This is a genomic window from Pseudomonas putida (assembly GCF_026625125.1).
GTDB classification, from domain to species: domain Bacteria; phylum Pseudomonadota; class Gammaproteobacteria; order Pseudomonadales; family Pseudomonadaceae; genus Aquipseudomonas; species Aquipseudomonas putida_X.
Genome location: NZ_CP113097.1, coordinates 4,360,407 through 4,382,441, shown reverse-complemented (window position 1 = coordinate 4,382,441; position 22,035 = coordinate 4,360,407). Strand labels below are relative to the sequence as shown.

Annotated in this window: 19 protein-coding genes; 11 read left to right on the top strand and 8 right to left on the bottom strand. The window is 62.4% G+C overall.

The features are described 5' to 3' along the window. Positions 1 to 7 precede the first annotated feature (7 nt). A complete protein-coding gene (locus OSW16_RS20110) occupies positions 8 to 1,372 on the bottom strand; it encodes a glutamine synthetase family protein (protein WP_267817942.1) in 1,365 nt (454 codons plus the stop codon). 432 nt (positions 1,373 to 1,804) lie between these two features. Between OSW16_RS20110 and hrpA the strand changes: the two genes are divergently transcribed. Then, entirely contained in the window at positions 1,805 to 5,710 is a 3,906-nt protein-coding gene (gene hrpA / locus OSW16_RS20105) for an ATP-dependent RNA helicase HrpA (protein ID WP_267817940.1), read from the top strand. 145 nt (positions 5,711 to 5,855) lie between these two features. Beyond that, positions 5,856 to 6,977 (top strand): beta-ketoacyl-ACP synthase III, encoded by a 1,122-nt coding sequence (locus OSW16_RS20100; protein ID WP_267817938.1) that lies wholly within the window; start codon positions 5,856 to 5,858, stop codon positions 6,975 to 6,977. 128 nt (positions 6,978 to 7,105) lie between these two features. On the opposite strand, the gene OSW16_RS20095 is transcribed toward OSW16_RS20100, so the two are convergent. Then, positions 7,106 to 8,350, bottom strand: coding sequence for a putative porin (locus OSW16_RS20095; RefSeq protein WP_241806074.1), 1,245 nt, complete (start codon positions 8,348 to 8,350; stop codon positions 7,106 to 7,108). A gap of 261 nt (positions 8,351 to 8,611) precedes the next feature. Between OSW16_RS20095 and OSW16_RS20090 the strand changes: the two genes are divergently transcribed. Continuing rightward, positions 8,612 to 9,739, top strand: coding sequence for a GNAT family N-acetyltransferase (locus tag OSW16_RS20090; RefSeq protein ID WP_267817935.1), 1,128 nt, complete (start codon positions 8,612 to 8,614; stop codon positions 9,737 to 9,739). Positions 9,740 to 9,752: 13 nt separating this feature from the next. Here OSW16_RS20090 and OSW16_RS20085 read toward each other — a convergent pair whose 3' ends face one another. From OSW16_RS20085 to OSW16_RS20070, 4 genes are all read right to left on the bottom strand, one after another. Then, a complete protein-coding gene (locus OSW16_RS20085; RefSeq protein WP_267817933.1) occupies positions 9,753 to 11,585 on the bottom strand; it encodes an ABC transporter ATP-binding protein in 1,833 nt (610 codons plus the stop codon). Between the two features lie 63 nt (positions 11,586 to 11,648). Next, complete coding sequence (locus OSW16_RS20080) at positions 11,649 to 12,206, bottom strand: peptidylprolyl isomerase (RefSeq protein WP_241806077.1); 558 nt, start codon at positions 12,204 to 12,206, stop codon at positions 11,649 to 11,651. Further along, complete coding sequence (locus OSW16_RS20075) at positions 12,200 to 13,012, bottom strand: alpha/beta fold hydrolase (protein ID WP_267817930.1); 813 nt, start codon at positions 13,010 to 13,012, stop codon at positions 12,200 to 12,202. Before OSW16_RS20075 ends, OSW16_RS20080 begins: the two co-directional genes overlap by 7 nt. 13 nt (positions 13,013 to 13,025) lie before the next feature. Continuing rightward, a complete protein-coding gene (locus OSW16_RS20070) occupies positions 13,026 to 13,949 on the bottom strand; it encodes a LysR family transcriptional regulator (protein ID WP_012315658.1) in 924 nt (307 codons plus the stop codon). Positions 13,950 to 13,997: 48 nt separating this feature from the next. Here OSW16_RS20070 and OSW16_RS20065 point away from each other — a divergent pair, with 48 nt between their 5' ends. The 6 genes from OSW16_RS20065 to OSW16_RS20040 all read left to right on the top strand — a co-directional run bounded on the left by OSW16_RS20065 (position 13,998) and on the right by OSW16_RS20040 (position 18,014). After that, positions 13,998 to 14,312 (top strand): 3-phosphoglycerate kinase, encoded by a 315-nt coding sequence (locus OSW16_RS20065; RefSeq protein WP_241806080.1) that lies wholly within the window; start codon positions 13,998 to 14,000, stop codon positions 14,310 to 14,312. A gap of 110 nt (positions 14,313 to 14,422) precedes the next feature. Further along, positions 14,423 to 15,022, top strand: coding sequence for an FMN-dependent NADH-azoreductase (locus OSW16_RS20060; protein ID WP_267817923.1), 600 nt, complete (start codon positions 14,423 to 14,425; stop codon positions 15,020 to 15,022). Positions 15,023 to 15,210: 188 nt separating this feature from the next. Further along, a complete protein-coding gene (locus OSW16_RS20055) occupies positions 15,211 to 16,086 on the top strand; it encodes a carboxylate/amino acid/amine transporter (protein WP_267817921.1) in 876 nt (291 codons plus the stop codon). Position 16,087: 1 nt separating this feature from the next. Next, on the top strand, positions 16,088 to 17,023 hold the full coding sequence (locus OSW16_RS20050) for an AEC family transporter (RefSeq protein WP_267817919.1): 936 nt from the start codon (positions 16,088 to 16,090) through the stop codon (positions 17,021 to 17,023). A 400-nt stretch (positions 17,024 to 17,423) separates the two neighbouring features. Further along, a complete protein-coding gene (locus OSW16_RS20045) occupies positions 17,424 to 17,666 on the top strand; it encodes a hypothetical protein (protein WP_267817917.1) in 243 nt (80 codons plus the stop codon). Positions 17,667 to 17,744: 78 nt separating this feature from the next. Further along, positions 17,745 to 18,014: a DUF3077 domain-containing protein gene (locus OSW16_RS20040; RefSeq protein WP_267817914.1), complete on the top strand. Its 270-nt coding sequence runs from the start codon at positions 17,745 to 17,747 to the stop codon at positions 18,012 to 18,014. Positions 18,015 to 18,222: 208 nt separating this feature from the next. On the opposite strand, the gene OSW16_RS20035 is transcribed toward OSW16_RS20040, so the two are convergent. Continuing rightward, positions 18,223 to 19,524 carry a mechanosensitive ion channel family protein gene (locus OSW16_RS20035; protein ID WP_267817912.1) on the bottom strand — a complete coding sequence of 434 codons (1,302 nt, stop codon included), beginning with the start codon at positions 19,522 to 19,524 and terminating at the stop codon, positions 18,223 to 18,225. Positions 19,525 to 19,629: 105 nt separating this feature from the next. Here OSW16_RS20035 and OSW16_RS20030 point away from each other — a divergent pair, with 105 nt between their 5' ends. Next, complete coding sequence (locus tag OSW16_RS20030) at positions 19,630 to 20,991, top strand: DEAD/DEAH box helicase (RefSeq protein ID WP_241807212.1); 1,362 nt, start codon at positions 19,630 to 19,632, stop codon at positions 20,989 to 20,991. Positions 20,992 to 21,085: 94 nt separating this feature from the next. On the opposite strand, the gene OSW16_RS20025 is transcribed toward OSW16_RS20030, so the two are convergent. Continuing rightward, a complete protein-coding gene (locus tag OSW16_RS20025; RefSeq protein ID WP_267817908.1) occupies positions 21,086 to 21,358 on the bottom strand; it encodes a hypothetical protein in 273 nt (90 codons plus the stop codon). A 185-nt stretch (positions 21,359 to 21,543) separates the two neighbouring features. On the opposite strand from OSW16_RS20025, the gene OSW16_RS20020 reads away from it, so the two are divergent. Continuing rightward, entirely contained in the window at positions 21,544 to 21,939 is a 396-nt protein-coding gene (locus tag OSW16_RS20020; RefSeq protein WP_267817906.1) for a transcriptional regulator, read from the top strand. Positions 21,940 to 22,035 lie beyond the last annotated feature (96 nt).

Sequence of the window (22,035 nt, the reverse complement as noted above, 5' to 3'; positions counted from 1 at the left end):
GTGAGGCTCAGGCCTGGTGCAGGTACCAGCGCCAGTCCTGTTCGCTGACTTCGGCCATGAACTGGCGGTACTCGGCGCGCTTGACCTTCAAGTACACCCCGAGGAAGTCCTTGCCGAGTGCTTCGCGTGCCCACGCCGAACGCTCCAGGGCGTCGAGGGCGGTCAGCCAGTCGGTGGGCAGGTGCTCGGTGGCCTGGGCGTAGCCGTTGCCTTCGACCGGTGCGCCCGGGTCGAGTCGTTCGCGGATGCCGCAGTGGCTGGCCGCGAGAATCGCCGCGGCGGCCAGGTACGGATTGGCGTCGGCGCCACAGATCCGGTGTTCGACATGGCGGCTGTTGGCCGGCCCGCCGGGCACGCGCAAGCTCACCGTGCGGTTGTCGACACCCCAGGTTGGCGCCAGCGGTGCATAGCTGTTGGCCTGGAAGCGGCGGAACGAGTTGGCGTTGGGGCAGAACAGCAGCAGCGCGTCGCGCAGGTGGCGCAGCATGCCGGCAACCGCTTGGCGCAGCAGCGGGGTGCCGGCCTTGTCCTGGCTGGCGAACAGGTTGTTACCGGCGCTGTCGGCCAGGCTCAGGTGCATGTGCATGCCGGTGCCGGCCAGCTGCGCGAAGGGTTTGGCCATGAAGCACGCCTGCATGCCGTGGGCGTGCGCCACGCCTTTGACCAGGCGCTTGTAGCGCACGGCCTGGTCCATCGCTTCCAGGGCATCGCCATGCTCGAGGGTAATTTCCACCTGGCCGGGGGCGTACTCCGAAATCGCCGTGCGGGCCGGGATGCCCTGGGCTTTGCAGGCCGCGTAAAGGTCGGCGAGAAACGGCTCTATCTGCTCCAGCTCACGCAGGCCATAGACCTGGGTGCTGCGCGGGCGGCCGCCGTCGTTGTCCAACGCCGGTTGCGGACGGCCCTGGGCGTCACGCTGCTGGTCGAGCAGGAAGAACTCCAGCTCGCAGGCCATCACCGGGTGGTAGCCATCGGCCTTGAGCGCTTCGATCGTGCGTACCAGTACATGGCGTGGGTCGGCGACGCTGGCCGGCAGGCCTTCGCTGGGGTGCATGCTGACTTGCACGGCGGCGGTCGGCACGCGGCGCCACGGCAGGCGCACCAGGCTGCCCTCCAAGGGGTAGGCGCGACAGTCGATGTCGCCGACGTCCCAGACCAGCCCGGAGTTTTCCACGTCATCGCCGTTGAGGGTCAGGCCCAGGATGGTGCTGGGCAGCGGGCGGCCGCTCTGGTACACCGCCAGCAGTTCCTCGCGGTGCAGCAGCTTGCCGCGCGGCACACCGTTGGCGTCGAGGATGAACAGTTCGAACAGCTCGATATCGGGGTTTTCGGCAAGGAAACGTTGGGCGTGTTCTACGGGTGCAAAGTGCATGAGAAATTCGCTCGTGAGCATACAGGGCCGCCGCCTGGTGGCGGCCCGGCTGAGTCAATCGGCCGAAGGGTGGCCGGGTTTTGTCAGATGCGCGAGTGAAGTGTCCGGTGGGCGGGCGTGGCGACAGTGCCAGAGAGCCCAGAAGGCCAGGATCACATGGACCAGCGGGTTCTCACCGGCGCACGTACGGGCCTTCGGTAGCGAAGGGCGCGAAAGCGGCGGGGCGATGGGCTGGGCACAGATCATGCGTTGGATACTCACATGCGACGTCAGGTTGATTAAAGCAGTGAATGGCAACCTTCACTCTGGTATCGGCTAAACATTCGGGCGGGCCGGTACACACAGCAAAATGCCGGTAAATCTGCGACAATCGCGCATCCATCGAATGCCGATCATGCACAAGCAGGCTCACCTGCATCACTAAAAAGCCCCATGACTGACCACGCCATCGACAAACTGCTGCAAAACCTCGACCACGCCATGATTGCCGACCGCCATCGCCTGCGCCGGCAACTGCATGAGCTGCGCAAGCGCCCCGACGAGGCCAAGCTCGCGCAGTGGGTGGAGAAGGTCCAGGCGTCTTGCGCCCAGGTCACCGCGCGCCAGCACAGCGTGCCGCGCATCCGCTACGACGACAGCCTGCCGATTGCCGCCAAGCGCGACGAGATCAAAAAGGCATTGGCCGAAAACCAGGTCCTGGTGATTGCCGGTGAGACCGGTTCGGGCAAGACCACTCAGTTGCCCAAGATCTGCCTGGAGCTGGGCCGCGGCAGCCACGGCCTGATCGCCCACACTCAGCCACGGCGGATTGCGGCGCGCAGCGTTGCTGCCCGGGTGGCTGAAGAGCTGGGCACACCGCTGGGCGCCCTGGTCGGTTACCAGGTGCGGTTCGAGGACCAGAGCGACGCCAACACCTTGGTCAAGCTGATGACCGATGGCATCTTGTTGGCCGAAACCCAACATGACCGCTTCCTCGAGCGCTACGACACGATCATCGTCGACGAGGCGCACGAGCGCAGCCTGAACATCGATTTTCTGCTCGGCTACCTCAAGACCCTGCTGCATCGCCGCCCGGACCTGAAGCTGATCATCACGTCGGCGACCATCGACCTGGAGCGCTTCTCCAAGCATTTCGACGGGGCGCCGATCATCGAGGTGTCTGGTCGTACCTATCCGGTGGACACTTGGTATCGCCCGCTGACCAGCGAACAGGACGAAGAAGGCAACCAGGTCGAAGAGGACCTCACCGTCGACCAGGCCATCCTCGCCACCCTCGATGAGATCGCCCATCACGAGCGCGGCGAGGGCAAGGGCCCCGGCGACGTGCTGGTGTTCCTGCCGGGGGAGCGCGAGATTCGCGATGCCGCCGAAATCCTGCGCAAGGCCCAGTTGCGTCATACCGAGATCCTGCCGCTGTATGCGCGCCTGTCTCCGGCCGAGCAGCAGCGTATCTTCCAGTCGCATACCGGCCGGCGTGTGGTGCTGGCCACCAACGTGGCAGAAACCTCGCTGACCGTGCCCGGCATCCGTTATGTGATCGACACCGGTACTGCGCGCATCAGCCGCTACAGCTACCGTGCCAAGGTCCAGCGTTTGCCGATCGAAGCGGTGTCCCAGGCCAGCGCCAACCAGCGTAAAGGCCGTTGCGGCCGTGTCGAGCCGGGCATCTGCATTCGTCTTTACAGCGAAGAAGACTTCAACGGCCGGCCAGCCTTCACCGACCCCGAGATCCTGCGCACCAACCTGGCGGCGGTGATCCTGCAGATGCTGCACCTGCGTCTGGGCGCCATCGATGCCTTCCCGTTCATCGAGCCGCCCGATGGCAAGGCCATCAGCGACGGCTTCAACCTTCTGCAGGAGCTGTCGGCGGTCAACCGTGAAAACCAGCTGACGCCCTTGGGCCGTCAGCTGGCGCGCCTGCCGATCGACCCCCGGCTGGGCCGGATGCTGCTCGAAGGCGCTCGCCAGGGCAGCCTGCAGGAAGTGCTGATCGTCACCAGTGCATTGTCGGTGCAGGACCCCCGCGAGCGCCCGCCGGAGCGTCAGCAGGCGGCTGACCAGGCGCATGCGCAGTGGAAGGATGTGGATTCCGATTTCGCCGCGCTGGTCAACCTGTGGCGTGGCTTCGAGGAGCAGCGCCAGGCGCTGACGGCCAACCCGCTGCGTAACTGGTGCCGCAAGCATTTCCTCAACTATTTGCGTCTTCGCGAATGGCGCGACGCCCATCGTCAGTTGTCGCTGATCTGCCGTGACCTGCAGCTGACGGTCAACAAGGAACCGTCCGACTACCAGAAGATGCACAAAGCCATCCTCAGCGGGCTGCTCAGCCAGATCGGCCACAAGACCGAAGACGGCGACTACCAGGGTGCGCGTCAGCGGCGCTTCTGGGTACACCCTTCCTCGGGTATTGGCCGCAAGCGCCCGCAATGGGTGATGGCCGCCGAGCTGGTGGAGACCACGAAGCTGTATGCGCGCATGGTGGCCAAGATCGAGCCCGACTGGATCGAGCCGCTGGCGACTCACCTGGTCAAGAAGAACCACTTCGAACCGCACTGGGAGAAGAAGCGTGGGCAGGTGGTGGCCTACGAACAGATCACCCTGTACGGGTTGATCCTGGTCGGCCGCCGCCCAGTGCACTATGGCCCGATCGATCCGGTTACCTCGCGTGAACTGTTCATACGCGAAGGGCTGGTTGGCGGCGAGATCCAGTCGCGGGCCAAGTGCCTGGCCGCCAACAAACGCCTGCTTGAAGAGCTCGATGAGCTGGAAGCCAAGGCGCGCCGGCGCGACATTCTGGCGGATGAAGAAACCCTTTACGCCTTCTACGAAGCGCGCCTGCCAGCGGAGATCCACCAGACCGCGACCTTCGACAGCTGGTACCGCATGGGCAGCCAGAAGGACGCCAGCCTGCTGATCATGCGTGAGGAAGACGTGTTGGCCCGCGAGGCCAGCGAAGTCACGGCGGCGCAATACCCGGACAGCTTGCAGGTAGGCGAACTGCGCCTGCCGTTGAGCTACCACTTCGAACCGGGCCACCCCCGCGACGGTGTGACTGTGAGGGTACCTGCGCCGCTGCTGCCAAGCCTGCCGGGCGAGCGCCTGGAGTGGCTGGTGCCGGGCTTGCTCGAAGCCAAGTGCGTGGCGCTGGTGCGCAACCTGCCCAAGGCCTTGCGCAAGAACTTCGTACCGGTCCCGGACTTCGTCAAGGCGTCGCTGGCGCGCATGACGTTCGGCCAGGGTGCCTTGCCTCAGGCCTTGGGCCAGGAGCTGTTGCGCATGACCGGCGCCCGTGTGTCCGATGAGGCCTGGGCAGAGTCGGTAGGCCTGGTCGAAGGGCATCTGCGCATGAACATCGAGGTGGTCGATGGCCAGGGCAAGTTCCTCGGAGAGGGCCGCGACCTGGCCGAGTTGACCGCACGCTTTGCCGCCGCCAGCCAGGCAGCGCTGGCGGTGCCGCGCGAAGACAAGAGCGCGCAGCCGGTTCAGGCCAAGGCCTTCAGTGAGGTCAAGCAGACCGCCCAGCAGAAGATCGCCGGGCTGTCGATGACGGTGTACCCGGCGCTGGTGGAAGAGAGCGGCAGCGTGCGCGAAGGGCGTTTCTCGACCCAGGCCGAAGCCGAGTTCCAGCATCGCCGTGCTTTGCAGCGCCTGTTGCTGCAGCAGTTGGCCGAGCCTGCCAAGTTCTTGCGTGGCAAGCTCCCGGGGCTGACCGAACTGGGCTTGCTGTACCGCGAACTGGGCCGCGTCGAAGCGCTGGTGGAGGACATTCTGCTGGCCAGCCTCGATAGCTGCATCCTCGAAGGGGAGGCCACGCTACCGCGCGATGGCGCGGCATTGGCCGGGCTTGCCGAGCGCAAGCGGGGAAGCTGGGCGGAACACGCCGAGCGCCTGGCCCGCCAGACGCTGGAAGTGCTCAAACTCTGGCACGGCCTGCAAAAGCGCTTCAAAGGCAAGATCGACCTGAGCCAGGCGGTGGCGCTTAACGACATCAAGCAGCAGTTGGCCAACCTGGTGTATCCGGGCTTCGTGCGCGAGACGCCTGGGGTGTGGTTCAAGGAGCTGCCCCGTTATCTCAAAGCGGTGGAGTTGCGCCTTGAGAAGCTTGGCAGCCAGGTGCAGAAGGACCGGGTTTGGAGTGGCGAGCTGGCCAACCTCTGGGCCCAGTACAAGGCCCGTGCCGACAAGCATGCCCAGGAGGGCAAGCGCGACGCGCAGTTGACCTTGTACCGCTGGTTGCTGGAGGAATATCGGGTGTCGCTGTTTGCCCAGCAGTTGGGCACGAAAGTACCGATTTCTGACAAACGTCTCAGCAAACAGTGGTCTCAGGTAGAAGCCTAAACCCGGGAACTTGTGGCAATATTGAAGCAATTCGGGGCCGCATGGCGGCCCCTCGCGGGTTCAACCTGCGCCTTGGACTTGGTACTAAAGTGCTATTACTCCAGCCAGCGCCCTGTGGCGATGGCCTTTGACCAGAGGAACGATCGTGCATAACGTCGTGATCAGCGGCACCGGCCTGTATACCCCGGCCCAGAGCATTTCCAACGAAGAACTGGTGGAATCTTTCAACACCTGGTCGCAACAGTTCAACCGCGACAACGCTGCCGCCATCGAGCGCGGCGAGATCGAGGCTGCGCCTCTTTCGGACGCCGCCTTTATCGAGAAGGCCTCGGGTATCAAGAGCCGCTTCGTCATGGACAAGGCCGGCATTCTCGACCCGCAGCGCATGAAGCCGAGGCTGGCGGAGCGTTCAAATGACGAGCAGTCGATCCTCTGCGAGATGGGCGTGGCCGCTGCCCGTCAGGCGCTCGAGCGCGCAGGGCGCACGCCTGCCGATGTCGACGGTGTGATCGTCGCCTGCTCCAACCTGCAGCGCCCGTACCCGGCCATCGCCATCGAAGTGCAGCAGGCGCTGGGTATTGAGGGCTTCGCCTTCGACATGAACGTGGCTTGCTCCTCGGCCACGTTCGGTATCCAGACCGCAGCCAACAGCGTGCAGTTGGGCCAGGCCCGTGCCTTGCTGGTGGTCAGCCCGGAAATCTGTACCGGGCACCTGAACTTCCGCGACCGCGACAGCCATTTCATTTTTGGTGACGCCGCCACCGCCGTGCTGGTCGAGCGTGCCGACCAGGCCACCTCGGCGCACCAGTTCGATATCCTCGGTACCAAGTTGCAGACCTCGTTCTCCAACAATATCCGCAACAACTTCGGCTTCCTCAACCGTGCTGCGGAAGAAGGTATCGGTACGCGGGACAAGTTGTTCGTGCAGGAAGGCCGCAAGGTATTCAAGGAAGTGTGCCCGATGGTCGCCGAGCTGATCGGCAAGCACCTGGGTGAGAACGGTCTGCAGCCTTCAGACGTCAAGCGCTTCTGGCTGCACCAGGCCAACCTGAGCATGAACCACCTGATCGTCAAGAAGCTGCTGGGGCGTGAGGTGGCCGAGGAAGAGGCTCCGGTGATTCTCGACCGTTATGCCAACACCAGCTCGGCGGGGTCGGTGATCGCCTTCCACCTGTACCAGGATGACTTGGCCAAGGGTTCGCTGGGCGTGTTGAGCTCATTTGGGGCAGGTTATTCGATTGGCAGTGTGATTCTGCGCAAACGCTGACGGTGGGCACTGGCCCTGCGCCGGGTTGCCGGCGGCGGGGCCTGTGTATTTCTGGCAGGCGAAAAAAGGCGGGAAATGCCGGATGGGGTCGGCATTTCCCGCCTTGAGTGAAGCTTGGCCGTTGCAGCTTAGAACTTGGCTTCCAGGTCCACCTGCAGGGTGTCGACATCGGCGTTGCTGTTGGGCAACTGCGACAGGTCGGTCTTGGCCATCAGGTAGGCAGCGCCCAGCGAGAAGTTCTTGTCGATTTCATAACCGACCTTGAACTTGTGGCCGCGCGAGCCGGTGTAACCGTTGCCGAAGTCGGAGTCGGTGAACAGGCTGACCACGGCGTTGCGCTGAACATCGCGGTAGTTGTAGTCCAGGCTCCAGGCGCCGACTTTGGTCTTCAGGCCAGCCAGCCAGGCCTGGTCTTCGCCGTCGGTGCTTTCGGTGTTCTTCACGTACTGGCCATACGCCGACAATGGGATGGCGAGGCCGGTGAAGTCCAGCTGGCCGAAGCCTTCCACCAGGTTGAACTCGTTGGTGGTATTGCCGAACGACTGCAGGATGGTCGCTTCCTTGTCGTTGTCGTAGCCATAGATGCTCGCGCCGACGGTGAGCTTGAGTACATCGGCGGGGGCGAACTTGGCGCCCAACTGGCCGTGGTAGACCTGGGCGTCGTGCTTGTACTGCACGCCGTCACCGTCCACGTTGTCCTTGAGCGTGTACTGGCCCGCGCTGGCGAAGACTTCGGCGCCGCCGAGGTCGGTCTTGTAGGTAGCGGCAACGCCTTCCGGGTTGATGTCGCCGTCCCAGATGATGTCACCCATGCTCACCCAAGGCTGTGCCATCTTGCCGCCGATCAGGTGCAGGTTCGGAATTGCGGTGGGGTGCCAGTCGAGGTAGGCCAGGTCGACCCACAGCGATTTCTTGTCGAAGTAGTTGTCGAAGCTCTGGTTGGTCGAACGGCGGTCTGCGCTGCTGCCGGTGGCGATGCGGATGCCAGCGTCGACTTGCGGGTTGATCTCGCTGTAGAAACCGACGCGGGCGCGGACGCGCTGGCGGTCCTGGTTGCCGCTGCTGCTGTTCGGGTCGTCGACGTTGACGTCTTCGTAGCGCAGGCGCACATCGCCTTTGACCTGGGTCTTGGCAGCCCATGCCACTTTTTGTTCGAAGGAGCTCATGCGTTCAGACTGAGCTTTCTGGTCGGCCTTTTCCTTGGTTTCTTTTGCCAGGTCACCTTGCAGTTCGTTGTACTGCGCCTGGTTGATCGAGCCGTTGGCGCGGAGCATTTCGAGCAGCTTGGCGTCGACAGCCGCACTGGCCGGAGTACTCAGAGCCAGCATCATGCCGGTAAGGCTCACTCCGGTAAGTGTAGAAACAAGACGCATAAGGTTCTCCCTACTAAAAAATATTGGGGAGGCTCAGCGTCCACCCCCATGTTGGCATGTCTTCGGAAAGGGCCTGAATAGACAGGTTCTGAGGTTCCGGAAAACAGGCGCAAGTATTGCGGGGGCGAATGACAGAATAATGTCTATTTAGTGGCACTGCCGTTAAGTAATTGAGAATCAAAGGATCGGGCCGGCATTCGGCATTTGAGTGAGAGGCCGGTATTCCCTGATACTGATGCCCTCACTCCGCGAGTCGACATCGTGACCAGCCTCTACAGCCTTGCCCATTTGCGTGACCTCCCTGCGGCGACCTGGGACGCCCTGGTGCCTGCCGGCCAGCCGTTCCTGCGCCATGCCTTCCTGAGCGCCATGGAGGACAGTGGCAGTGTCGCGCCAGCTACCGGCTGGGCGGCAGAACACCTGGTGCTGGAGCGTGACGGGCAGGTGCGTGCGCTGCTGCCGGCGTACCGCAAGTGGCACTCGTACGGTGAGTACGTGTTCGATCATGGTTGGGCCGACGCTTGTGAGCGTGCCGGTATTGCCTATTACCCCAAACTGCTCGGCGCCGTGCCGTTCAGCCCGGTCAGCGGCCCGCGCCTGCTCAGCGTCGACCCGGCCGATGGCCTGCTGGTGCTCCAGGCGTTGCCTGAGTATTTGAGCAAAGCCGGGCTATCCGGGGCTCACATCAACTTCACCGACCCTGGCCTGGATGCAGATATGGCCGGCTTGCCCGGCTGGATGGAGCGCCTGGGGTGCCAGTTCCACTGGCGCAACCGTGGCTACCGCGACTTTCAGGATTTTCTCGACAGCTTGAGTTCGCGCAAGCGCAAACAGATGCGCAAGGAACGTGAGCAGGTGGCGGGGCAGGGCATCGACTTCCGTTGGTACCGTGGCGATGAACTGGAAGAGGCCCAATGGGATTTCATCTACCTCTGCTACGCCAATACCTACGCCGTGCGTAGGCGTACGCCGTACCTGACCCGCGAATTCTTCAGCCTGCTGGCCCAGCGCATGCCCGAGGCCCTAAGGGTGGTGATGGCCCGTCAGGGCGGTCGCAATGTGGCCATGGCCCTGAGCCTGGTGGGTGGCGATAGCCTGTTTGGGCGCTATTGGGGCTGCCTGGATGAGTTCGACCGGCTGCACTTCGAGACCTGCTTCTACCAAGGCATGGACTTTGCGATTGCCGAAGGCTTGCAGCGCTTCGATGCCGGCGCGCAGGGCGAGCACAAGCTGATTCGTGGCTTCGAGCCGGTGCTGACCCGCTCCTGGCATTATCTGCTTCACCCAGGGCTGCGCAGGGCGGTGGGTGATTTCCTGCAGCAGGAGCGGGCAGGGGTCATGGGGTATGCCGAGCAGGCGCGTGAGATGTTGCCTTACCGCCGGGATTGAGACCTGCCAGGCCTCAATCCACCCCGACGAAGCCGCCCGTCTGGTGATGCCATAGCCTGGCATACAACCCTTGCTGGGCCAGCAGTTCACTGTGGCTGCCACTTTCGACGATATGCCCCTGGTCCAGCACCACCAGGCGGTCCATCCGCGCAATGGTCGAGAGGCGGTGGGCGATGGCGATCACCGTCTTGCCTTGCATCAGGGTTTCCAGGCTTTCCTGGATCGCCGCTTCCACCTCAGAGTCCAGCGCTGAAGTGGCCTCGTCCATGATCAGGATGGGCGCGTTCTTGAGCAGCACCCGCGCGATCGCGATGCGCTGGCGCTGGCCACCGGAAAGCTTGACCCCACGCTCGCCCACATGCGCGTCGAAGCCCGTGCGGCCTTGGGCATCCGACAACTGCGGAATGAATTCGTCGGCACGGGCCCGGCGCACGGCTTCGTGCAGCGCTTGCTCGCTGGCATCAGGGCGCCCGTACAACAGGTTGTCGCGGATCGAGCGATGCAGCAGTGAGGTGTCCTGGGTGATCATGCCGATCTGCGCCCGCAGGCTGGCCTGGCTCACCTCGGCGATGTCCTGCCCGTCGATCAGGATACGCCCGCCCTGCACGTCGTAAAGGCGCAGCAGCAGGTTGACCAAGGTAGATTTGCCGGCGCCGGAGGGGCCGATCAGGCCGATCTTTTCGCCCGGGCGGATGTCCAGGTTCAGCCCGTCGATCACGTTGCGAGCCTTGCCGTAGTGGAAGTCGACGTTATCGAAGCGCACCGCGCCACGGGTCACTTTCAGCGGCGCTGCCTTGGGTTTGTCGGTGACAGTGACCGGCTGGGCGATGGTCTGCAAGCCGTCCTGCACCATGCCGATGTTCTCGAAGATGCCGTTGACCACCCACATGATCCAGCCCGACATGTTGACGATACGGATCACCAGCCCGGTGGCCAGGGCGATGGCGCCGACGGTGATCAGCGATTGGCTCCACAGCCAAAGGGCCAGGCCGGTGGTGGCGACCACCAGCAAGCCGTTAAGGCTGGTGATGACCACGTCCATGCTGGTGATCACCCGCGACGCCAGCTGGGTCTTTTCAGTCTGCTCGCGAATCGCTTCGCGGGCGTACTGCTGCTCGTAGTCGGTGTGGGCGAACAGCTTGAGGGTGGCGATGTTGGTGTAGCCGTCGACGATACGCCCCATCAGCTTGGAGCGGGCATCGGAGGAGATCACCGAGCGCTCCTTGACCCGTGGCACGAAGTAGAACAGCGCGGCGACATAGCTGGCAATCCAGGCCAGTAACGGCAGCATCAGGCGCCAGTCGGCCTCGGCGAACAGCACCAGCGAGGTGATCGCATAGATCAGTACATGCCACAACGCATCCACCGCCTGTACTGCCGAGTCGCGCAGGGAGTTGCCGGTCTGCATGATGCGCTGGGCGATACGCCCGGCAAAGTCGCTCTGGAAGAAGTTCAGGCTCTGCTTGAGCACATAGGTGTGGTTTTGCCAGCGGATCAGGCTGGTCATGCCCGGGTTGATGGTCTGGTGCACCAGCAGGTCATGCAGACCGAAAAACACCGGCCGTAGCAGCAGGATCACCACCAGCATCCAGATCAGCTCACCGCTGTGCTCGCTGAAGAAGTTGGCATTGGGCGTGCCCTGGGCCAGGTCGATGATGCGGCTCAGGTAGCTGAACATCGCCACCTCGATCAGCGAGGCGACCAGGCCGACCACCAGCAGGGCGAGAAAACTCGGCCACACCTGGCGTAGGTAGTAAAGGTAGAACGGCCACACCTGGGTGGGCGGCGACTCGCTGGGCGCATCGCGGAAAATATCGATCAGTTGTTCGAAACGGCGGTACAGCATGGGTGACAACACTCCTGTTCAACCCGACCCTCAGGCGGTTTCACGTCCTTGTGAAGCCTGCGGTCAGTCGATGCGTTTGGCTGACTTGATGAACACCGGGTCGGCCGGCACATCGCGCATGCCTTTCTTGACGGTGGTGGGGGAGTTGACGATCTGGTCGACCACTTCCATGCCCTTGGTCACTTTGCCGAACACGGCGTAGCCGGCGTCGCGGCCCGGGTTGAGGAAGTCGTTGTCGGCCACGTTGATGAAGAACTGGCTGGTGGCCGAGTTCGGGTTGGACGTGCGGGCCATCGACAGAGTGCCGCGGGTGTTCTGCAGGCCGTTGCTGGCTTCGTTGCGGATCGGGTCACGGGTCGGTTTTTGCACCATCTGCTCGGTGAAGCCCCCGCCCTGGACCATGAAGCCCGGGATCACGCGGTGGAAAATGGTGTTGTTGTAGAAACCGCTATCGACGTATTCGAGGAAATTCTTGGTACTGAGCGGCGCCTTCTCGGCATTGAGCTCGATTTCGACCTGGCCAAAGCTGGTGTCGAGCACTACGTGAGGGGTCTTGTCGGAGGCCATGACGGTGGTGGCAAAGGCGACCGAGCAGGCGGTGAGCAGAAGTTTTTTCAGCATGAGCTCAAAGATCCTTGAGAGGTGGAAGCGGCTGCGAGGAACTGCAGCAAAGTCTGGTTGAAGACTTCGGGTTGATCGAGGGGTGTAGCGTGCCGGGAATCATCGATGACTACCAGCCTTGCCTGCGGCATCAGGGCAACGTAGCGCTCTTTGAGTTGGACCGGGGTGTAATCGTGGTCGGCAGCGACCACCAGCGTGGGACAGTGTATCTGGCCGATGCGTTCCTGCACGCCCCAGTCGACGATGGCGTCGAAACTCTTGAGGTAGGCGCGTTTGTCGTTGCGTGCCCAGCGTTGCGCCATCTTCTGGCGCAAGTCGGCTTGCTCCGGTTTGGGGAACAGGCGCTGGGCCAGGCCCTTGCCGACTGTCTCGACACTGAGGATGCGCGCCAGGCCCCAGCGCTTGGCCCACCAGACCCAGTCGCTGCGTGTGCGGCGTTTGACCTCGGGGGCGCTGTTGACGATGCACAGGCTGCGCAGCCATTGCGGATGGTCGACGGCGAACTGGAAACCGACCATGCCGCCCATCGACAGCCCCACGAAGTGCACCGGGCCGGTCTGCAGGTGTTCGAGCAGGGCCAGCAGGTCTTCGCTGAATGTGGCGATCTGGTAGCCCTCGCGGGGCTTGTCGGAGCGGCCGTGGCCGCGGATGTCCATGAGGATCACTCGGTAGTGACGGCTGAGCGCGGGTAGCTGCAGCTCCCAGTCCTGGCTGCTGGAGCCCAGGCCGTGCAGCAGTACCAGGGGGTCGCCCTGGCCGTATTCCTGATAATGCAGCGAGCATCCTTCATGTTCGAAATAGGCCATGGGCGCGGTTCTCTCAGGCTTGCGGCGGGGCTGCGAAGGGCACGTCCAGTGGCGCGGTATCGAAATTGCGCAGCAGGTCGATGAGGATCTGCGTGGCCGGGCCCAAGGTCTTTTCTTTGCTCGAATAAAGGTAGAACAGTGGATGTCGGCTGCCACCCTGGTCCAGTGGCAGCGGCTTGAGCACCCCTTCGCGCAGTTCGCGGTCGATCATGTGCCGCGGCAGCCAGGCAAAACCCAGCCCGCTGCTGACGAAGGTGGTGGCGGTACCCAGGCTACCGACGGTCCAGCGCTGTTCGGCGCCTAGCCAGCCCACATCGCGGGGTTGGGCGCGGCCGGAGTCGCGGATCACCACCTGCAACTGGCTTTCCAGGTCCTGGAAGGTGATCTCCCGGCCCAGGCGGTGCAAGCTGTGCTCGGGGTGGGCGACGGCCACGAACTCCACAGCACTGAGCTCGGTGCCCAGATAGCCGCCGATGCTGTAGCTGCTGATGGCAAGGTCGGCGATGCCTTCATGCATGACCTCCTCCACGCCCGACAGCACTTCCTCGCGCAGGCGCACCCGGCAACCCCGGCTCTGTGGCATGAACGCCGCCAGGGCACGTACCAGGCGGGCACTGGGGTAGGCGGCATCGACCACGACCCGGACCTCGGCTTCCCAGCCTTGCTCCATGTGGTGCGCCAGGTCTTCCAGCTGGCTGGCCTGCTTGACCAGGTGCCGTGAGCGGCGCAGCAGTACGTTGCCTGCCTCGGTCAGCACGGCTTTGCGGCCATCGATGCGCAGCAGTGGCACGCCGAGCTGCTCTTGCATGCGCGCCACCGTGTAACTGACCGACGACTGAGAACGGTGCAGAGCTTCGGCTGCCTGGGCAAACCCACCGTGATCGACCACTGCCTGCAAGGTTCGCCACTGATCCAGGGTTACGCGCGGCGCTTTCATCTTTGGCTCCTGTTGACCTAAGCTGCGCTCTTTCAAGGAGAGCGCCCCATGAAGAAATGTTGTGCGGCAATACTGATGTGCCTGCCCCTCGGGGCCATGGCTTACCCCATCGACGTGGAGAAGGAACTGGCCGGAGTCAAGCTGGACTACACCGCCTACGACACCGCGTACGACATCGGCGCCATCACCCTGAACAACTATGGGCAAGTGCCGGCGGCCTGCAAGGTGACGTTCCGCAACGGCCCGGAGGCGCCACGGGTACGCCGGGTGAACGTACCGGCGGGCAAAAGTGTGGACGTCACGGCCAAGTTCAACCGGCAGATCATCAAGCTGCGTATCGCCTTGGACTGCAAAGCGGTATAAAACTGATTATTCGATAAATTGAACCCACTTTTTACGCTTTTTTATCGATAGGTCAAGCCTTAATCTCACCTCCATCGAATCGCAACCCTTTCTGCCGATGGAGGCACCCCATGTCCCGCGTACTGATCATCGAAAGCAGCGCCCGCCAACAGGATTCCGTTTCCCGTCAACTGACCCGTGACTTCATCGAACAATGGCAAGCAGCGCACCCGGCCGACGAGATCACTGTCCGCGATCTGGCGGTGGCCCCGGTTCCGCACCTGGACGCCAACCTGCTCGGTGGCTGGATGAAGCCTGAAGAACAGCGCAATGCCGCTGAGCTGGACGCCCTGGCGCGCTCCAACGTGTTGACAGATGAACTGCTGGCGGCCGACGTGCTGGTGATGGCTGCACCGATGTACAACTTCACCATCCCCAGCACGCTCAAGGCCTGGCTTGACCACGTCCTGCGTGCCGGCATCACCTTCAAGTACACCCCGACCGGCCCGCAAGGCCTGCTGACCGGCAAGCGTGCCATTGTGCTGACGGCCCGTGGCGGCATCCACGCTGGCGCCACCAGCGACCATCAAGAGCCGTACCTGCGCCAGGTAATGGCATTCATCGGCATTCACGATGTGAACTTCATCCATGCCGAAGGCCTGAACATGAGCGGTGACTTCCACGAAAAAGGCCTCAACCAGGCCAAGGACAAGCTCGCCACGATGGCCTGAGCGGCAACGAATTCCCAACCCTGACACCTTGTTTGCTCCTTTGGGTGTACCTGCCCGGCCTCGATGGCCGGGCTTTTTTGTGGGTGAATCGCTCACGCCCATGAAATGCGCAACCCCCACACTGCGCAGGGTTGAACACATCGGGCGCAACCCGCTAAGGTCGCGGCCTTGATTTACGAGAGGCAACCATGGGCTACCTGATAATCGTCGCGCTGATCCAGGCGTTTTCCTTCAGCCTGATCGGCGAGTACCTGGCCGGGCACGTCGACAGCTACTTTGCCGTGCTCGCACGGGTGGTACTGGCGGGCCTGGTCTTCCTGCCGCTGACCCGCTGGCGCCAGGTCGAACCGCGCTTCATGCGCTCCATGCTGCTGATCGGTGCGCTGCAGTACGGCATCACCTATGTCTGCTTGTACCTGAGCTTCCGCGTGCTGACCGTACCTGAGGTGCTGCTGTTCACGATTCTCACGCCCTTGCACGTGACCCTGATCGAGGACGCGCTGAACCGCCGTTTCAATCCTTGGGCCTTGCTCGCCGCCCTGGTGGCGGTCGCAGGTGCGGCGGTGATCCGCTTCGACAGCATCAGTGGCGACTTCTTCATTGGCTTCCTGCTGCTGCAGTTGGCCAACTTCACTTACGCTGCCGGGCAGGTGCTGTACCGCCATCTGGTTGCCCGCCACCCCAGCGACCTGCCACATTACAAGCGTTTCGGCTACTTCTATCTGGGTGCGTTGATCATTGTGCTGCCGGCCTTCCTGCTGTTTGGCAACACCCAGCATTTGCCGAGCACCGACGTGCAATGGCTGGTGCTGCTGTTCCTCGGGCTGTGTCCGACGGCGCTGGGCTTGTACTGGTGGAACAAGGGTGCGTGCATGGTCTCAGGCGGTACGCTGGCAGTGATGAACAACCTGCACGTGCCGGTGGGGCTGCTGCTCAACCTTCTTATCTGGAACCAGCACGAGCCATTGGGGCGCCTGTTCATCGGTGGTGCAATCATCCTGGCCTCGGTGTGGCTGAGCCGCCTGGGCAGCCGTACGCATGCACCGCTGGTGCGCAGGGCCTGACATGCACACCATCCTGGTCATCGTCGCGCCGATCTTTGCGCTGATCCTGGTCGGTTACCTTTGCCGCCGCACCAACAAGCTTGGCGACAAGGCTGCGGCCGAGATCAACAAGATGGTGGTCTGGCTGTGCCTGCCGGCCCTGTTGTTCAAAGTCACGGCCACTGCGACCTGGACTGAGGTATGGCACCCAGGGTTCATCGTGGCCTTCGGCGCAGGGGCGCTGGCCATGTTCGTGGCCACCCTGGCCTGGCGGCTGTGCAACGGCCACGGGCTGGTCGCGGCCAGTATCGATGGGCTCAGCGCGGGGTATGCCAACACCGGCTATATCGGCATCCCATTGTGTTTGCTGCTGTTCGGTCAGCCCGGATTACAGCCGGCGTTGATCTCGTCGTTGATCGTGGTCTGCCTGGTATTTGCGATATCGCTGACGCTGATCGAGATCGGCCTACAGGACGAGAAGCGGATCGGCCGCGCCATGTGGGTAGTGGGCAAGGCGCTGGCGAAGAATCCCTTGGTGATTTCGCCCGTGGTGGGGGCTGCTTGGGCAATGACCGGTCTGGGCGTGGCGGAACCGGTGATGCATTTTCTCGACATGCTCGCCGTGGCGACCACGCCGTGTGCGTTGATTTCGCTGGGGGCGTTTCTGGCAGAGAAACGCAGCGGCGCCCAGGCCAGCCCATGGCCACTGATTGCGATGAAGCTGGTGGGGCAGCCGGCGCTGACGTGGGTGTTGGCGTTCAAGGTGTTCAGCCTGCCGACCATGTGGGCCGCTTCAGCGGTACTGCTGGCTGCACTGCCGACGGGGACCGGGCCGTTCATGCTGGCGGAGTATTACAACCGGGAAGCGGGGCTGATATCGCGCACGATCCTGTTGTCGACGGTGGCTTCTCTGGTCACCTTGACTGGTTTGCTGTACCTGCTGGGGTATGCGGGGTGATTTGGAGTTGCTGTGCAGCCCTTTCGCGACACAAGGCCGCTTCCATGGACGAATCTTGAAGCGCACATGGCCTGCACGCCTTACACGCTGTTACGTCTAGCGGATAACTAAATCAGATTTAGTCCCTTTCCTGTAGGGCATTTCCCAAAGATACTGCCGGTGATTGTGGTGTGCTGGGTTGGCCACTAGTCTCGGCTGGTCGTTGAGTTTCAACGATCGGCTTTGACAGGCCGACTCAAATTGCAATCCATAGCTTTGCCTTCAATGGTGGCTGTGCGTGGGGCGCCTTCGGGTGCGCCGGGTTTCTCAATTTGACCGGTCTGTCAACCCGTGCACAGCTGCCACCCTTTGTTTGACAGCAAAGGGCGGTGGTCCCGATCCACAAATTGAGGGTTACATCATGCTGAAGATAGTCCCCGATCCACCCTACAACCTCCACTCCCTGGAAGACACGCTGCTGATGGCCGCCGACTATGCGCTACGTGCAGAAGCCGTCGCTCAGCAAGCCGTTTTGTTGCAACCGAGGTCACCCGTTGCGGTGTTGATGATGACGTCCATGCACGAACTTGAAACCCTGCGCAGGTTACTTGAATCAGCGCTGGCTCAAGTCCAAAAGCCAGCGGATTCTCAAACGTTACATTAATCCGCATCATGATTTGCCTGGGCTGACCTGTGGTGATAGAGCGAGTCCAGGCATCTGGAACTTCAGGGAGATGAATCTGTGGCCACCGAAGAAACCAACTTCACTGTTGGCAGAACCATCTTTTACCAAGGTGAAAATCAAAACCATCCATTATTCCGCATCGAACCCGGCATCCCTTGCCAGAGTGCTCGCGAACAGGCCTCGGAACTGATGGGTTATGCCCGTGACCTGTCCATCGACGGTCTGATGGAAGATAAACCCCAGCTACTTTGGGCCTCGCATTACCTCTGCGCCCTAGCCAAGGCCCTGCTTGATGATGCCGAACTGGGGATGATGAAAAGCTCTTGAACCAGTCACTGCGCCGTTCCCCTTTTGTGTTTATGCGGGGTAGCTGAGGGCCTCATCGCCGGCAAGCCGGCTCCCACCACGACCGTGCAGTTCTTCAGGCCTGCGCTTACCTGAGGAAGCTACCGTCTTGCCCAATTTCTAGAGGCCGGCGCAATCCATGTGGGAGCCGGGCTTGCCGGCGATGGGCCGCACAGCGGCCCCTGCGATCTCAAGCCTCGCTCAGGTCTTCCAGGCGATGCGGCGCTCGCTCCGTCGAAGCGCGCCCCGCCAGCCCGATGCGCATGTCATTGCCGCTCGGCTGCTGATACAGGCTCAGCCCGAACTCCGGCAACACTGCCAGCAGGTAATCGAAGATATCCCCCTGGATCCGCTCGTAATCCGCCCACACCGTGGTGGTGGTGAAGCAGTAGATCTCCAGCGGCACCCCCTCGGCGCCGGTCTGCATCTGCCGGACCATGCAGGTCATGTCCTGATGCACGTTGGGGTGGTTTCTCAGGTAAGCCAGGGCAAAGGCGCGGAAGGTGCCGATGTTGGTCAACTGGCGACGGTTGGCCGACAGCTCGGCCACAGGCCCCAGTGCTTCGTTCCACTCATGAAGTTCCTGGCGCTTGCCGGCCAGGTAGTCACCGAGCAGGCGCACGCCGCTCAGGCGCTGTTCTTCTTCCCGGGTCAGGAAACGCACGCCCGATGCATCGATGAACAGGCTGCGTTTGATCCGCCGGCCGCCCGATTGCTGCATGCCCCTGTAGTTGCGGAACGACTCGCTCATCAGCCGCCAGGTTGGGATCGAAACGATGGTCTTGTCGAAGTTCTGCACCTTCACCGTATGCAGGGTGATATCGACCACATCGCCATCGGCACCAACCTGGGGCATCTCGATCCAGTCGCCAACATGCAGCATGTCGTTACTGGTGAGCTGCACGCTGGCGACGAACGACAGCAAGGTGTCCTTGTACACCAACAGCAATACGGCCGACATCGCACCCAGCCCAGACAGCAGCAACAGGGGGGAACGGTCGATCAGCGTGGCGACGATGACGATGGAGGCGAAAATCCACAGCATCATCTTCGCCAGTTGCACATAACCCTTGATCGAGCGGGTGCGGGCATGTTCGGTGCGGGCATAGATGTCGAGCAGGCCATCGAGCAGGCACGACAGCGCCAGGGTCATGAACAGCAGGGTGAAGGCCAGCGCCATGTTGCCAAGGAAATGCTGGGCGGTATCGGACAGCTCCGGTACCAGTTTCAGCCCGAACTGGATCACCAGCGACGGTGTGGTCTGCGCCAGGCGGTGAAACACCTTGTTGTGGCGCAGGTCGTCGAGCCATTTGAGCGCAGGCTGACGGGCCAGCAGGCGCGTGCCGTGCAGGATCAGAAAGCGCGCCAGGCGGCCGATTACCAGGGAAACCAACAGCAGCACGGCCAGGCCGATGGCGGCGTGGAGCATGGGGTGTTGGTCGAGGGTGCCCCACAGGTCGAGGCTGTCGCGCCAGAGTTTTTGCATATCCATGAGCTTCAGTACGGTCTTTGCTTGCGAAACGAAGCGCCATTAGAGCGCGGTTGGCGACAAAGTTGCCAAAAGAAATTCGGCTCCGGCTGCAGAAAACGTTACCCTATGCAACTGAATTTCCCGCACTTGCCTGAGGTTACCTCCGTGTTCTCCCAATTCGCCCTGCATGAACGCCTGCTTAAAGCCGTGGCCGAGCTTAAATTTGTCGAGCCAACCCCGGTGCAGGCCGCGGCCATCCCCTTGGCCCTGCAAGGGCGTGATCTGCGGGTGACCGCGCAGACCGGCAGCGGCAAGACCGCGGCCTTCGTCCTGCCGCTGCTCAACCGCCTGGTCGACCTCAAAGGCGCGCGCGTCGAGATCCGCGCGCTGATCCTGCTGCCGACCCGTGAGCTGGCCCAGCAGACCCTCAAGCAAGTGCAGCTGTTCTCGCAGTTCACCTACATCAAGGCGGGCCTGGTCACCGGCGGTGAAGACTTCAAGGAACAGGCCGCCATGCTGCGCAAGGTGCCGGATGTGCTGATCGGCACCCCGGGCCGCCTGCTCGAGCAGCTCAATGCCGGCAACCTCGATCTGTCCCATGTACAGGTGATGATCCTCGACGAAGCCGACCGCATGCTCGACATGGGCTTCGCCGAAGACATGGAGCGCCTGTGCAAAGAATGCGAAAACCGTGAGCAAACCCTGCTGTTCTCGGCCACCACCGGCGGCGCGGCCCTGCGCGACATCATCGGCAAAGTGCTGAAAAACCCTGAGCACCTGATGCTCAACAGTGTTTCGCAGCTGGCCGAAGGCACCCGCCAGCAGGTCATCACCGCGGACCACGACCAGCACAAAGAGGCGATCGTGCAGTGGCTGCTGGCCAACGAAAAGTTCGACAAGGCGATCATCTTCACCAATACCCGCGTGCTCGCTGACCGCATCTATGGCCACCTGGTCGCCAAAGACGTAAAAGCGTTCGTGCTGCACGGTGAAAAGGACCAGAAGGACCGCAAACTGGCCATCGAGCGCTTCAAGCAAGGCAGCTCCAAGGTACTGGTGGCCACCGACGTGGCCGCCCGTGGCCTGGACATCGACGGCCTGGACCTGGTGATCAACTTCGACATGCCGCGCAGCGGCGACGAGTATGTGCACCGCATTGGCCGCACCGGCCGTGCCGGCGGCGAAGGCCTGGCGATCTCGTTGATCACCCACAATGACTGGAACCTGATGTCCAGCATCGAGCGCTACCTCAAGCAGCAGTTCGAGCGCCGTGTGATCAAGGAAGTCAAAGGCACCTACAACGGGCCGAAGAAGGTCAAGGCGTCGGGCAAGGCTGCCGGCACCAAGAAGAAAAAGACCGAGAAGAAGGCTGGCGACAAAAAAGCGGCTGCCAAGCGTAAGCCGACCGCCAAGCCAAAGGCCAACGCGCCACTGGCGAGCTCCGATGGCATGGCGCCGTTGAAGAAGCGCAAGCCTGCTGCTGAGTAATACCCTGCGCTAAGGCGCATTCGTCGGCAAGCCGGCTCCCGGGTGTTCACCTGCGAGCGCTGCTTTGTCGGCGATTGCGCCAGCAGTCCTGCTGTCAATCCGCTTTCTTTTCCGCCTCTTTCAATTCCTTGATCCGCTTTTCGATCAGCTGACACTTGTCGGGCAGGTCCTTACTCGCCGTGCCCAGCTCCATCCCTTGGAGCTCATCATTGATCTCCTTCGCTTTCTGCGGGTTTTGTTCGGTCAAATGGCTCACCAGCTCTGCCAGTTCCTCACGTTTCTGGGTAGCCTCTTCCGGTGTGCAGGCCCAGGCGGGCAGGGCGCAGAACACGGCAGTCGCACAGGCGATGCGCAGCAGCGGTTTCATCCTTTATACCTCCGGCGGTGGTTGTGCTCGGTGGAGAGCTCGTGAGGCCCGGAAGTTCAGCGTCCGTGACGGGCGGCCGTGCCGGCAAATCTGGCTACCCCTGTGCCGAGAAGATTGGAACGTACTCAAACCCCGGCTGGTCCCAACCTGTGTACTCCATTCGTACATCGCAAGAGGCCATAGCCATGAGCATCACCTACGACTGGGACTTGATCGAGCGTTTGTTGCACGAGGTGCAGAACGGCGCCGGTCATAGCTTTACACCACGCCCCTATGCCGAGCAGCACGCTGCGGCGATGGCCTGCGAAGGTCAGCAAGTCACCGATGTGGATCAACTCAAGACCCGTGCCTGCGAGTACGAGAAGCTGCTGTTCGAGCGCGGCTTCATCGAAAGCCGGCCGCCGGAAGAGGGTGGTAACGGTGAGAACTTCGTGCTGACCGAGCGTGGTTCGCGGCTGATGAGCCTGATCGACAGCAGCATCCCGGGCTTCGAGCACCCCCGCCAGGTGCTCGATGAACAGGAGGATGCGCTGGACGAAACCACCTTCGAGCAGGTGTCGGCGAAGGCGCAGATCGCTTGAGGTCGCATTGAGGCTGGCAAGGCCTGCTCGGAAAAACCGATAATCGGCAGTTCCTGAATACTGCCGAGCCTTGCCCATGTCATCGATCACCCAAGA

Excerpts from the sequence above, each read along its gene's own strand:
- hrpA (WP_267817940.1), top strand. The coding sequence starts at position 1,805 with ATGACTGACCACGCCATCGACAAACTGCTGCAAAACCTCGACCACGCC.
- OSW16_RS20055 (WP_267817921.1), top strand. The coding sequence starts at position 15,211 with ATGGGCTACCTGATAATCGTCGCGCTGATCCAGGCGTTTTCCTTCAGC.
- OSW16_RS20080 (WP_241806077.1), bottom strand. The coding sequence starts at position 12,206 with ATGCTGAAAAAACTTCTGCTCACCGCCTGCTCGGTCGCCTTTGCCACC.
- OSW16_RS20110 (WP_267817942.1), bottom strand. The coding sequence starts at position 1,372 with ATGCACTTTGCACCCGTAGAACACGCCCAACGTTTCCTTGCCGAAAAC.
- OSW16_RS20085 (WP_267817933.1), bottom strand. The coding sequence starts at position 11,585 with ATGCTGTACCGCCGTTTCGAACAACTGATCGATATTTTCCGCGATGCG.
- OSW16_RS20045 (WP_267817917.1), top strand. The coding sequence starts at position 17,424 with ATGCTGAAGATAGTCCCCGATCCACCCTACAACCTCCACTCCCTGGAA.
- OSW16_RS20065 (WP_241806080.1), top strand. The coding sequence starts at position 13,998 with ATGAAGAAATGTTGTGCGGCAATACTGATGTGCCTGCCCCTCGGGGCC.
- OSW16_RS20035 (WP_267817912.1), bottom strand. The coding sequence starts at position 19,524 with ATGGATATGCAAAAACTCTGGCGCGACAGCCTCGACCTGTGGGGCACC.
- OSW16_RS20050 (WP_267817919.1), top strand. The coding sequence starts at position 16,088 with ATGCACACCATCCTGGTCATCGTCGCGCCGATCTTTGCGCTGATCCTG.
- OSW16_RS20025 (WP_267817908.1), bottom strand. The coding sequence starts at position 21,358 with ATGAAACCGCTGCTGCGCATCGCCTGTGCGACTGCCGTGTTCTGCGCC.
- OSW16_RS20060 (WP_267817923.1), top strand. The coding sequence starts at position 14,423 with ATGTCCCGCGTACTGATCATCGAAAGCAGCGCCCGCCAACAGGATTCC.
- OSW16_RS20095 (WP_241806074.1), bottom strand. The coding sequence starts at position 8,350 with ATGCGTCTTGTTTCTACACTTACCGGAGTGAGCCTTACCGGCATGATG.
- OSW16_RS20030 (WP_241807212.1), top strand. The coding sequence starts at position 19,630 with ATGCAACTGAATTTCCCGCACTTGCCTGAGGTTACCTCCGTGTTCTCC.
- OSW16_RS20070 (WP_012315658.1), bottom strand. The coding sequence starts at position 13,949 with ATGAAAGCGCCGCGCGTAACCCTGGATCAGTGGCGAACCTTGCAGGCA.
- OSW16_RS20075 (WP_267817930.1), bottom strand. The coding sequence starts at position 13,012 with ATGGCCTATTTCGAACATGAAGGATGCTCGCTGCATTATCAGGAATAC.
- OSW16_RS20020 (WP_267817906.1), top strand. The coding sequence starts at position 21,544 with ATGAGCATCACCTACGACTGGGACTTGATCGAGCGTTTGTTGCACGAG.